9 protein-coding genes and 1 pseudogene are annotated in these 11,453 nt (G+C 72.1%); 6 read left to right on the top strand and 4 right to left on the bottom strand.

All coding sequences use genetic code 11. The features are described from left to right. A complete protein-coding gene (locus BU197_RS17295; RefSeq protein ID WP_188269172.1) occupies positions 1-2,004 on the top strand; it encodes a DUF2264 domain-containing protein in 2,004 nt (667 codons plus the stop codon). Between the two features lie 25 nt (positions 2,005-2,029). Here the strand turns inward: BU197_RS17295 and BU197_RS17300 are convergent, their stop codons facing one another. Both BU197_RS17300 and BU197_RS17305 read right to left on the bottom strand, forming a co-directional pair. Beyond that, the gene (locus BU197_RS17300; RefSeq protein ID WP_188269173.1) at positions 2,030-2,803 is read right to left on the bottom strand and encodes an SDR family NAD(P)-dependent oxidoreductase; all 774 of its coding nucleotides are present in this window, start codon (positions 2,801-2,803) and stop codon (positions 2,030-2,032) included. Between the two features lie 143 nt (positions 2,804-2,946). After that, positions 2,947-3,621: an MOSC domain-containing protein gene (locus tag BU197_RS17305; RefSeq protein ID WP_188269174.1), complete on the bottom strand. Its 675-nt coding sequence runs from the start codon at positions 3,619-3,621 to the stop codon at positions 2,947-2,949. Between the two features lie 81 nt (positions 3,622-3,702). Here BU197_RS17305 and BU197_RS17310 point away from each other — a divergent pair, with 81 nt between their 5' ends. Further along, the gene (locus BU197_RS17310; protein ID WP_188269175.1) at positions 3,703-4,596 is read left to right on the top strand and encodes a LysR family transcriptional regulator; all 894 of its coding nucleotides are present in this window, start codon (positions 3,703-3,705) and stop codon (positions 4,594-4,596) included. 290 nt (positions 4,597-4,886) lie between these two features. On the opposite strand, the pseudogene BU197_RS30525 reads toward BU197_RS17310, so the two are convergent. After that, positions 4,887-5,195: pseudogene (locus BU197_RS30525) on the bottom strand (WhiB family transcriptional regulator); the annotation flags it as partial. A gap of 443 nt (positions 5,196-5,638) precedes the next feature. On the opposite strand from BU197_RS30525, the gene BU197_RS17320 reads away from it, so the two are divergent. From BU197_RS17320 to BU197_RS17335, 4 genes are all read left to right on the top strand, one after another. Beyond that, positions 5,639-6,250 (top strand): response regulator transcription factor, encoded by a 612-nt coding sequence (locus tag BU197_RS17320; RefSeq protein ID WP_003948568.1) that lies wholly within the window; start codon positions 5,639-5,641, stop codon positions 6,248-6,250. A gap of 243 nt (positions 6,251-6,493) precedes the next feature. Continuing rightward, entirely contained in the window at positions 6,494-7,096 is a 603-nt protein-coding gene (locus BU197_RS17325) for a sigma-70 family RNA polymerase sigma factor (RefSeq protein ID WP_223183282.1), read from the top strand. Between the two features lie 152 nt (positions 7,097-7,248). Next, positions 7,249-8,751 carry an IMP dehydrogenase gene (gene guaB, locus BU197_RS17330; protein ID WP_188269178.1) on the top strand — a complete coding sequence of 501 codons (1,503 nt, stop codon included), beginning with the start codon at positions 7,249-7,251 and terminating at the stop codon, positions 8,749-8,751. A gap of 106 nt (positions 8,752-8,857) precedes the next feature. Beyond that, entirely contained in the window at positions 8,858-9,982 is a 1,125-nt protein-coding gene (locus tag BU197_RS17335) for a GuaB3 family IMP dehydrogenase-related protein (protein ID WP_188269179.1), read from the top strand. Between the two features lie 58 nt (positions 9,983-10,040). Here BU197_RS17335 and BU197_RS17340 read toward each other — a convergent pair whose 3' ends face one another. Next, the gene (locus BU197_RS17340; protein WP_188269180.1) at positions 10,041-11,282 is read right to left on the bottom strand and encodes a nucleotide sugar dehydrogenase; all 1,242 of its coding nucleotides are present in this window, start codon (positions 11,280-11,282) and stop codon (positions 10,041-10,043) included. Positions 11,283-11,453: the final 171 nt, after the last annotated feature.

Genomic DNA, 11,453 nt, shown 5'->3' on the forward strand with positions numbered 1-11,453 from the left:
ATGCCCACGCCGCCCGAGAACCGTGAGCGCAGCCCGTACACCGGCTGGACCCGTGCCCACTGGGAGTCCGCGGCCGATCGACTCCTGCTCGCGGTACGCCCGTTCGCGTCCCCGCGGTACGGACTCGTCGACCTTCCCGGACCCCGCCCCAGCTGGTCGGGGGCCCGCTCCGACGGTCTGGAGGGCTGGGCCCGCACCTTCCTCCTCGCGGCGCTCAGGGTCGCGGGCGCCCGAGGCGAGGACCCGTACGGGCATCTCGACCGTTACGCGGAGGGACTCGCGGCGGGCCCGGCGGGCGGACTGGCAGGCGCGGCCCTCGGCGTCGGCTCCGGAGCCGGAACCGGCAAGGGCACCCGCACAGGCACCCGCACAGGCACCGGCACAGGCACCCGCACAGGTACTGGCACCGACCTCGGTCCCGACGCCTGGCCGCTCACCACCGACACCCGGCAGGCCATCGTCGAAGCCGCCTCCGTCGCCCTCGGACTCCGCCTCACCCGCCCCTGGCTCTGGGACCGGCTCGACGACCGCGTCCGCGAACAGGTCGTGGAGTGGCTCCGCCCCGCCCTCGGCCCCTCGCCCGTCGACAACAACTGGTGGCTCTTCGGCCTCACCGTCGCCGGATTCCTCCAGGACGCCGGAGTCGAGACCGACCTGGCCGCCGCCACGATCGACCGCTCACTCGCCCGGATCGAGGACTGGTACCTCGGCGACGGCTGGTACAGCGACGGCGACAACCGCGCCTTCGACCACTACAACGCCTGGGCCCTGCACTTCTACCCCGTCCTCCACGCCCACCTCGCGGGCGACCGGGAACTCCTCGACCGCTACGGGCCCCGGCTCCGCCTCCACCTGGAGGCGTACGGGCACCTCTTCGACACGAACGGCTCCCCCCTCCCGTACGGGCGATCCCTGATCTACCGCTTCGCCGCCGCCGCCGCGCCCTGGCTCGGCACCCTCACCGGGCACACCCCGCTCACCCCGGGCGCCACCCGCCGCCTGGCCTCCGGGACCCTGCGCCACTTCCTCGACCGGGGCGCCACCGACGCGGACGGACTGCTGACCCTCGGCTGGCACGGCCCGTACGCGCCCCTCGTGCAGGAGTACTCGGGCCCCGGCTCCCCCTACTGGGCGTCCAAGGGTTTCCTCGGGCTCCTGCTCCCCGCCGACCACCCCGCCTGGACCGACCGCGAGGAAGCGCTGCCCGCCGAACGCGCCGACACCGCCCGGCCCCTCGGCCCGACCGGACTGCTCGTCCAGACCACCGCCGCCGACGGACTCGTCCGCCTCCACAACCACGGCAGCAACCATGTGCACAGCGGGCCGGGCGCCGAGGACGACCCCGGCTACGCCCGGGGCGCCTACTCCACCCGTACGGGACCCACCACCGGGTCCGCCCCCGCCGACAACCACTTCGCCCTGATCGTCGACGGCAAGGCCACCACCCGAGGCCCCGCGACCCCGGCGGGGACGAGCCCCACCGTCCCCTACGGGCCGGGCGCAGGGACCAGCGCCACGGACACCCCCGGAAGCGCCCCCGCCTGGGCCGCCTCCCGGCACACCCCCCGTCCCGGCGTACGGGTCCTCTCCGCGACCCTCGTCCACGGACCGGCCGAGGTCCGGGCCCACCTCGTCACCGGCGCCCCGGAGGGGACCCCCGTACGGCAGACGGGCTGGGCCACCACCCCCGGAGGGCCGCACGCCCGGCTCCAGCCGGTCCACGGCTACGACCCGGAGCACACGGCCGCCGAACTCCCCACCGGGGAAACCCTTCAGGGTCCCGACAGCCGCACCCTGGCCCTGCACGGCGTCACCACGGGACCGGCCACGCTCTTCGTCGCCCTCGCCTCCCTGACCGCCGGACCCGACCCGGACCCGGCCGCCGCCCTCGCGGACGTCCGGGTCACCGGCCACGTCCTCGACGTCACCTGGCGGGACGGCGCCGTCACCCGGCTCGACCTCGACGGGCTGGCTCCCGACGCCTCGACGGAACCCGGCGCCTGACCGGACCCCGACGCGGGCGGGAGGGTCAGCGGGGCCCGTACTTGCGGCCCGCCTTCGAGGACGCTCCGCCCAGCAGCCCGCGCGGGGCCAGCTTCACCACGCCCATCAGGGCCTTGTAGCGCGGGTCGGGGATCGACAGGGTCCGGCCCCGGGCCAGGTCGGCGAGGGCCGCCGTCACCAGCTTGTCCGCGTCGAGCCACATCCAGCCGGGGATGTTGTCCGTCCCCATCCCGGCCCGGTCGTGGAACTCCGTCCGTACGAAGCCGGGGCAGAGCGCCATCATCCGCACCCCGCTGCCCGTCAGATCCCGCGCCGCCCCCTGGGTGAACTGCACGACCCACGCCTTCGACGCGCCGTACGTGCCCCGGGGCAGGAAGGCGGCCACCGAGGCGACGTTCACGACGGCACCCCGCCGCCGCCCCTTCATCGACGTGACGGCGGCCGAGGTCAGCCGCAGCACCGCCTCGCAGTGCACCGTGAGCATCTTCAGCTCGTCGGCCATGGACACTTCGAGGAAACGGCCCTTGTTGCCGAAACCGGCGTTGTTCACGAGCAGGTCGACCGGCCGCTTCGGGTCCGAGAGGCGCGCCTCGACGGCGGCGATGCCCTGCTCCTCGGAGAGGTCCGCCGAGAGGACCTCCGCCTCGACGCCGTGCCGGTCGTGCAGCTCGGTCGCCTGCTCCCGGAGCCGCTTCACATCCCGGGCCACGAGCACGACATCGTGGCCGTCCGCCGCGAGTCTCCGTGCGAAGGCGGCCCCGATGCCCGCGGTGGCGCCCGTAATCAGTGCAGTCGTCATACCGGCACGTTAATGCCCCGCCGGGGACCGCGCCGGTACCGTGCCGCTCCGTCAGGACCCGGCTACGCACGCGTACTTCCCGCCCGGCTTCCGAAAGACCCGGCTACGCGCGCGTACCCCCGTCCGACGCCCGGCGGACCCGGCTACGCGCGCGCGTACTTCTCCGTGTACTGCCGGGCGAGCGCCAGGAGGCCCGACTCCATCCACTCGGCGGCGACCAGGGTGGAGGGCAGCAGCGCCCGCTCGACGGTCGCGGCGCGGTGCAGCAGGGCCACCGTGATGGCGTGGTCCGGCCGGTGCACGACCGTGACCGGGTCGCCCGCGCGGATCTCGCCCGGCACGATCACCCGCAGAAACGCGCCGGGACCGGCGTCGGACTGCGTGAACCGCCGCACCCAGCCCTGCTCGCCGAGGAAGCCCCCGAACGTACGGCAGGGGATGCGGCCGCCGGTCACTTCGAGGACGACCTCCTCGCCGATCCGCCAGCGCTCGCCGATCAGAGCCCCGTTCACCTCCACGCCGGAGGTGGTGAGGTTCTCGCCGAAGGTGCCGTTGACGAGGTCCCGGCCGAGTTCCCGCTCCCACCGGTCGAGGTCCTCGCGGGCGAAGGCGTAGGCGGCCCGGTCGTTGCCACCGTGGAACCGCAGGTCGCAGACCGAGTCACCGGCCAGACCCGCGCCCCCGACCCCGGGGACGCCGGGGGCCTCGATCCGGACGGGCCCGTCGACGGGCCGCTTGTCGATGCCGGTGAGACCGGAGGCGGCATCGGTGTAGTCCACGGCCTTGGCACGGCCCACATTCACACTCAGCAAGGTCATGGAGGAACCTTACGGGCAGCGGTCTCAAAGAAACGGGCGAAAATCCCGCACTTCACCCAAGAGTCACTTATGCTGGAACGCATGATCGAGGCACGCCACCTCCGCGTCCTGCGCGCCGTCGCCGCCACCGGCTCCTTCTCGGCCGCCGCCCGTGAACTGGGCTGCACCCAGCCCGCCGTCAGCCAGCAGATGAAGGCCCTCGAAGCCTCCGCCGGCACCCCGCTGCTCATCCGTACCGCCCGCGAGATGCGCCTCACCCAGGCCGGAGAGGTCCTCGTCCGGCACGCCTCCGGCATCCTCGCCGGGCTCACCGCCGCCGAGGAGGAGGTCGCCGCGATCGCCGGGCTCCGGGCGGGCCGGGTCCGGCTCGTCTCCTTCCCCAGCGGCAGCTCCACCCTCGTCCCCACCGCGCTCGCCTCGCTGCGGGCGGCGCACCCCGGCACCCGGGTCTCCCTCGTCGAGGCCGAGCCGCCGCGCTCGGTCGAGATGCTCAGGGGCGGCGACTGCGACGTCGCGCTCGCCTTCCGGTACGGGGCGGGGCAGGCGGAGTGGGACGACCTGGTGGTCCGGCCGATCCTGGCCGACCGCCTCGTGGGTCTCGTTCCGGAGGGGCACCGGCTCGCCGAGGCCGGTTCCGTGGGCATCGCCGAACTCGCGGACGAATCCTGGATCGCGGGCTGCCCGCGCTGCCGCCGTCAACTGGTCGACGTCTGCGAGGAGGCGGGCTTCACTCCCCGCATCGACTTCGCCACCGACGACTACCCGGCGGTGGTGGGCCTGGTCGGCGCGGGCCTCGGCGTCGCCGTCCTGCCGGAACTCGCCATCGAGTCCGTACGCCCGAAGGGGGCGCGGACCGTGGCCGTGGAGCCTGCCGTGGAGCGGGAGATCGTGGCCCTGACCCTGCCGGACCTGGCACAGGTCCCGGCGGTCGCCGCCACGCTGGACGAACTGACGCGCGCGGCCACGCGCGCGTAGCGCCGCATCGGATCGCCCGTCGGCGGTCCGTGCCCGGCCGTGCCTCGCATGCCTGGCGTGATCGACCGTGCCCCGTGCGCCCGGCGCGTCCGGCCGTGCTGGGCGTGCTCGTCGCGCGGCCGTGTCCATCCGCCCGGATTCCCGTACGGATGAAGAAACGTTCCTTCTGAGTGCGCTCCGCGCTCCGCGCTCTACGTCCGCTCGGCGATCGGCCGGCCCGACGGCTGCGCCGACGCCGATGCCGACGTCGTCAGGGGGGTCACGGACGCCACCGGTGCGCCCGGGGCGGGCGACGACGGTGCCGTCGTCGTGACCAGGCGGTTGCGCGCGCGGCCCATCAGCTCTTCGCGTTCGTCCTCGGTGAGGCCGCCCCACACTCCGTAAGGCTCCCGGACGGCGAGTGCGTGTGCCGCGCACTCCGCGCGCACCGGGCACCGCATGCAGACCTCTTTAGCCGAGTTCTCACGCGCACTCCGTGCCGCGCCGCGCTCTCCCTCGGGGTGGAAGAACAGGGAGCTGTCGACCCCGCGACAGGCCGCGAGGAGCTGCCAGTCCCACAGATCGGCGTTGGGTCCGGGAAGGCGGGAGAAATCTGCCATAGCGCTTGTCCCCTTGAAACCGTGTCGAACGGATAGGTGGGCGGGTGGATGGCTGACGGCAGGGTCTCCTCGGGGGCCCAGCCGGGTCTGGTGGTACACCCACTCTCTAATACTGTCTAAGTAGATGTAAATATGACTCATTGCGAATCTAGCCACAGACACCGGAAAAAGCGAAGAAAACCGTCTAAATGGTGCATACCTTTCACCGGCAGACGAAAGAGTCGCGTCGCTCTCCTCTGTGCGCACCCCCTCACGTAGAGTGCCGAAGGGCGCCGTCCGACCCGTAACTCTTTCGGGTGACCGTCGTTGAGAGTGCGGAGGCGGTTGAAGGAAGAAGCGCTCGGGCAGGCGTCCGAGAGCGTCAATCGCACAGGTGACGATTACGTACAGCCCTGGAGGCTCAAGGTGACGCGCAACAGCTGCGAGAGCCACGGAGGTCAGTCATGACATCCGTCCTCGTCTGCGATGACTCCCCGCTTGCCCGAGAGGCGCTTCGCCGCGCGGTCGCGACCGTGCCCGGCGTCGAGCGCGTGACCACCGCGGCCAACGGCGAGGAAGTCCTCCGCCGCTGGGGGGCGGACCGCTCGGACCTGATTCTGATGGACGTGCGCATGCCCGGACTGGGCGGCGTGGAAACCGTACGCCGGTTGCTCTCCGCGGACCCCGGCGCCCGCATCATCATGCTCACCGTCGCCGAGGACCTCGACGGCGTCGCCCTCGCGGTCGCCGCGGGTGCCCGTGGCTATCTGCACAAGGACGCCTCACGCGCCGAACTGCGGGCCACCGTCACCCAGGCGCTCGCCGACCCCACCTGGCGGCTGGCCCCGCGCCGGCTCCGCTCGGCCGAGATGGGCGCCGCACCCACCCTCACCGCGCGCGAGATCCAGGTCCTCGAAGGCATGAGCCACGGCCGGTCCAACGCGGAGATCGGCCGCGAGCTGTTCCTTTCCGAGGACACCGTCAAGACCCACGCCCGGCGCCTCTTCAAGAAGCTCGGCGCCTCGGACCGCGCGCACGCCGTCGCCCTCGGATTCCGCTGGGGCCTGGTCCGCTGAATCGCAGGTCACCCGCCATGTCCCCGTCCTCACCCGGGTCCCTCGCGGGGTGGACGGGGCGGGCTTGTGTCACTTCCTCGCCGGATGACGCATCCTTGAGATGTGGAGTTCCTCGGGGACGATTCGATCGAGCGGGAGGGGAGGGCGCGGGAGATGAGTTCCGGCGCGCCTGCTCATAACGCTTCGGTGCACAACTACGGACGCGGTGCCGCGGACGCGGAAGCGTCGGGGCACCATGGAGCGATGCGCGACGAAGACACCGCGGGTTCCCCCGTGCCCGCCGGGCAAGGGGAGATCGGCGCGCTCGTGCGCCGTGCGGTCGAGGGCGACGCGCAAGCCACGCACGACCTGCTCGCGCGCGTGCATCCGCTCGCCCTGCGGTACTGCCGCACCCGCCTCAGCCGGCTTCCGGGTGATGCCCGACACTTCGTAGAGGACCTGGCCCAGGAGGTCTGCGTCGCCGTCCTGATGGCGCTGCCGCGCTACAAGGACACCGGCAGACCCTTCGAGGCGTTCGTCTTCGCCATCGCGGGACACAAGGTCGCCGACCTCCAGCGGGCCGCCATGCGGCACCCGGGGTCCACCGCCGTGCCCTCCGACGAGATGCCCGAGCGCCCCGACGACTCCCTCGGCCCCGAGGAGCGCGCACTGCTCAGCAGCGACGCCGCCTGGGCCAAGAAGCTGCTGGCCAACCTCCCGGAGAACCAGCGCGAACTGCTCGTGCTGCGGGTCGCCGTCGGACTGACCGCCGAGGAGACCGGGCAGATGCTCGGCATGTCCCCGGGGGCGGTCCGGGTCGCCCAGCACCGCGCTCTCAGCCGACTGCGAGCGCTGGCGGAGCAGTAGCCTGGGAGTAAGAGCCGCGGAGCGATCCCGGCCCTTTCGTACACGTGGGAACGTCCAAAGCCCGCGGCTGATCTTGAACGTGGAATGAGACGCCGCTCCAGGCCGTTAGCATGGACATCCGCACCGATCAAGGCCATGTTGGGGAAGGTGTCATGACTGCAAACGTCGACGGAGTGCCCGAGAAATTCGCGACACTCGGGCTGACCTACGACGACGTGCTGCTCCTGCCGGGCGCGTCCGACATGGCTCCCGATCAGATCGACACCGCCTCGTACATCTCGAAGAACGTGCGGGTGAACATCCCGCTGCTCTCCGCCGCGATGGACAAGGTCACCGAGTCCCGGATGGCGATCGCCATGGCGCGCCAGGGCGGTGTCGGTGTCCTGCACCGCAACCTCTCCATCGCCGACCAGGCCAACCAGGTCGACCTGGTGAAGCGCTCCGAGTCCGGCATGGTGACCGACCCGATCACGGTCCACCCGGAAGCCACGCTCGCCGAAGCCGACGCGATCTGCGCCAAGTTCCGCATCAGCGGCGTCCCGGTCACCGACCCGGCCGGCCGGCTCCTCGGCATCGTCACCAACCGTGACATGGCCTTCGAGTCGGACCGCAGCCGCCAGGTGCGCGAGGTCATGACCCCGATGCCGCTGGTCACCGGCAAGGTCGGCATCTCCGGCGTGGAGGCGATGGAGCTGCTCCGCCGCCACAAGATCGAGAAGCTGCCGCTGGTCGACGAGGCGGGCCTCCTCAAGGGCCTCATCACCGTCAAGGACTTCGTCAAGGCCGAGAAGTACCCGAACGCCGCCAAGGACAAGGAAGGCCGCCTGCTCGTCGGCGCGGCCGTCGGCGTCGCCGGTGACGCGTACGAGCGTGCCCAGGCCCTGATCGAGGCGGGCGTCGACTTCATCGTCGTCGACACCGCCCATGGCCACTCCCGGCTGGTCGGCGACATGGTCGCCAAGATCAAGTCGAACTCCTCGGTCGACGTCATCGGCGGCAACATCGCCACCCGCGACGGCGCCCAGGCCCTGATCGACGCCGGTGTCGACGGCATCAAGGTCGGCGTGGGCCCCGGCTCCATCTGCACCACCCGTGTCGTCGCCGGCATCGGCGTCCCGCAGGTCACCGCGATCTACGAGGCCTCCCTCGCCGCCAAGGCGGCCGGGGTCCCGGTCATCGGCGACGGCGGCCTCCAGTACTCCGGCGACATCGCCAAGGCCCTCGTGGCCGGTGCCGACACCGTGATGCTGGGCTCGCTCCTCGCGGGCTGCGAGGAGTCCCCGGGCGAGCTGCTCTTCATCAACGGCAAGCAGTTCAAGTCGTACCGGGGCATGGGCTCGCTCGGCGCCATGCAGACCCGCGGCGAGCAGCGCTCCTTCTCGAAGGACCGCTACTTCCAGGAGGGCGTCGCCTCCGACGAGAAGCTCGTGCCCGAGGGCATCGAGGGCCAGGTGCCCTACCGGGGCCCCCTCGCCGCCGTCGTCCACCAGCTGGTGGGCGGTCTGCGCCAGTCGATGTTCTACGTCGGCGGCCGCACGGTGCCGGAGCTTCAGTCGAACGGCCGGTTCGTCCGGATCACGTCCGCGGGCCTCAAGGAGAGCCACCCGCACGACATCCAGATGACGGTCGAAGCACCGAACTACAGCAGGAAGTAACAGAGCGCGACGCGTAGGGGGCGGTTCCGGGACAACCCGGAACCGCCCCCCACGCTTGTGTCGGGGATACTGGTACGCGCAGACGTAGAGGGAAAGGCCACACATCGTGACTGAGATCGAGATCGGGCGCGGCAAGCGCGGCCGCCGGGCGTACGCGTTCGACGACATCGCCGTCGTGCCGAGCCGGCGCACCCGGGACCCGAAGGAGGTCTCGATTGCCTGGCAGATCGACGCCTACCGTTTCGAGCTGCCGTTCCTGGCCGCTCCGATGGACTCGGTCGTCTCGCCGCAGACCGCCATCCGCATCGGCGAGCTGGGCGGCCTGGGCGTGCTCAACCTGGAGGGTCTCTGGACCCGGTACGAGGACCCGCAGCCGCTGCTCGACGAGATCGCCGAGCTGGACGAGGCGACCGCGACCCGCCGTTTGCAGGAGATCTACGCCGCTCCGATCAAGGAGGAGCTGATCGGGCAGCGCATCAAGGAGGTGCGCGACTCCGGTGTCGTCACCGCCGCCGCGCTCTCCCCGCAGCGCACCGCCCAGTTCTCCAAGGCGGTCGTCGACGCGGGCGTCGACCTCTTCGTCATCCGGGGCACGACGGTCTCCGCCGAGCACGTCTCCGGCGCGGCCGAGCCGCTGAACCTGAAGCAGTTCATCTACGAGCTGGACGTCCCGGTCATCGTCGGCGGCTGCGCCACGTACACCGCCGCCCTGCACCTGATGCGCACCGGCGCGGCGGGTGTCCTCGTCGGCTTCGGCGGCGGCGCCGCCCACACCACCCGTAACGTCCTGGGCATCCAGGTCCCGATGGCGACCGCCGTCGCCGACGTGGCCGCCGCCCGCCGGGACTACATGGACGAGTCCGGCGGCCGGTACGTGCACGTCATCGCGGACGGCGGGGTCGGCTGGTCCGGCGACCTGCCGAAGGCGATCGCCTGCGGCGCCGACGCGGTCATGATCGGCTCCCCGCTCGCCCGTGCCACGGACGCGCCCGGCAAGGGCCACCACTGGGGCATGGAGGCCGTCCACGAGGACGTGCCGCGCGGCAAGCTGGTGGACCTGGGCATCGTCGGCACCACCGAGGAGATCCTCGCGGGCCCGTCGCACACCCCGGACGGCTCGATGAACTTCTTCGGCGCCCTGCGCCGCGCGATGGCCACCACGGGCTACAGCGAGCTGAAGGAGTTCCAGCGCGTCGAGGTCACCGTCGGCGAGGCCCAGCACAAGCGCTGACGCTTCCCCGGACGTACCGGAAGGCCCCGCACCCGGGTGGTGCGGGGCCTTCCGCCGTTCACAGCCGGTGGGCCGCGCCCGTCGGGGTGGCGCCCCGGGTGTCGAGGAGGAGCTGCGCCTTCACCGAGAGACCTTGCAGGTCGTACGTGCGGTGGTGCTGGAGCAGCACGGTCAGGTCGGCGTGGGCGGCGGCCTCGTAGAGCGAGTCCACACGGGGGACGGGCAGCTCGCGGACGCGCCAGTCGGGGACGTACGGGTCGTGGTAGCCGACGGTCGCGCCCAGATCCATCAGCCGGCGGGCGATCTCGTCGGCGGGGGAGCCCTGCCGGTCGGGGAGATCGGGTTTGTACGTGACGCCCAGGAGCAGGACCCTGGCTCCCCGCGCCGACTTGCCGTGCTCGTTGAGCAGTGCGGCGGCGCGCTGTACGACGTACTGGGGCATGCGTTCGTTGACCTGTCCGGCGAGTTCCACCAGGCGGAGCGGACGGTGGGCGCCGACGGTGTCGACGGGGGCGCCGTGGCCGCCGACGCCGGGGCCCGGCCGGAAGGCCTGGAAGCCGAAGGGCTTGGTCTCGGCGCAGCGGATGACGTCCCACAGGTCCACGCCGAGTTCGTGGCAGAGCACCGCCATCTCGTTGACGAGGGCGATGTTGACGTGCCGGAAGTTGGTCTCCAGGAGCTTGACGGTCTCCGCCTCGCGCGGTCCACGCGCGCGTACCACCTTCTCCGTGAGCCGTCCGTAGAAGGCGGCGGCCGCTTCGGTGCAGGCCGGGGTGAGGCCGCCGATGACCTTGGGGGTGCCGGAGAGGCCGTGGACGCGGTTGCCGGGGTCGAGCCTGCCGGGGGAGTACGCGAGGTGGAAGTCGCGGCCCGCGCGCAGGCCGGAGCCCGCTTCGAGGAGTTCCCGGAGCAGGCCCTCGGTGGTGCCCGGCGGGACGGGCGACTCCAGGAGGACGGTGGTACGCGGGCGGAGCCGGGCGGCGAGCGCGCGGGCGGCCGAGGAGAGGCCGGTGAGGTCGAGCGCGCGGTCGGGGCCGAGGGGGGTGGGGACGCAGAGGACGGCGGTACGGACCCGGCCGAGTTCGGCGGGGTCGGTGGTGGGCCGGAAACCTCCCGCGAGCATCCGGCGGACCTCGGGGCCGGTGAGGGAGCCGTCGGCGGGCGCGCGGCCCCCGGCCAGCTCGGCGACGGGCCGGGGGTCGGAGTCGAAGCCGATGGTGTCGATGCCCGCGGCGGCGGCGGCCCGCGCGAGGGGGAGGCCGTGGTGGCCGAGGCCGATGACGGCGAGATCTGCGGGCATGGGGTGGGCCGTCCTTCCCGATAGCCGGTGGTGACGCTTCGCGCAAGCCCGGTGGACAGAACGGGTCGGCGCGATGTCAGACTAGGCGTAAATATGACCGATATGTCGTATTGGAAGGTCGTGGAGCGTCGGGTGTTATCCACAGGCCGGCGACGAGGCGGTGGCTGAAGT

It is taken from the genome of Streptomyces sp. CBMA291 (genome assembly GCF_014596525.1).
Lineage (GTDB): Bacteria > Actinomycetota > Actinomycetes > Streptomycetales > Streptomycetaceae > Streptomyces.

Bases quoted from the DNA above. Each gene is read 5' to 3' on its own strand.
- BU197_RS17340 (WP_188269180.1), bottom strand. From the start codon at position 11,282: ATGCCCGCAGATCTCGCCGTCATCGGCCTCGGCCACCACGGCCTCCCC.
- BU197_RS17310 (WP_188269175.1), top strand. From the start codon at position 3,703: ATGATCGAGGCACGCCACCTCCGCGTCCTGCGCGCCGTCGCCGCCACC.
- BU197_RS17295 (WP_188269172.1), top strand. From the start codon at position 1: ATGCCCACGCCGCCCGAGAACCGTGAGCGCAGCCCGTACACCGGCTGG.
- BU197_RS17320 (WP_003948568.1), top strand. From the start codon at position 5,639: ATGACATCCGTCCTCGTCTGCGATGACTCCCCGCTTGCCCGAGAGGCG.
- BU197_RS17325 (WP_223183282.1), top strand. From the start codon at position 6,494: ATGCGCGACGAAGACACCGCGGGTTCCCCCGTGCCCGCCGGGCAAGGG.
- guaB (WP_188269178.1), top strand. From the start codon at position 7,249: ATGACTGCAAACGTCGACGGAGTGCCCGAGAAATTCGCGACACTCGGG.
- BU197_RS17305 (WP_188269174.1), bottom strand. From the start codon at position 3,621: ATGACCTTGCTGAGTGTGAATGTGGGCCGTGCCAAGGCCGTGGACTAC.
- BU197_RS17300 (WP_188269173.1), bottom strand. From the start codon at position 2,803: ATGACGACTGCACTGATTACGGGCGCCACCGCGGGCATCGGGGCCGCC.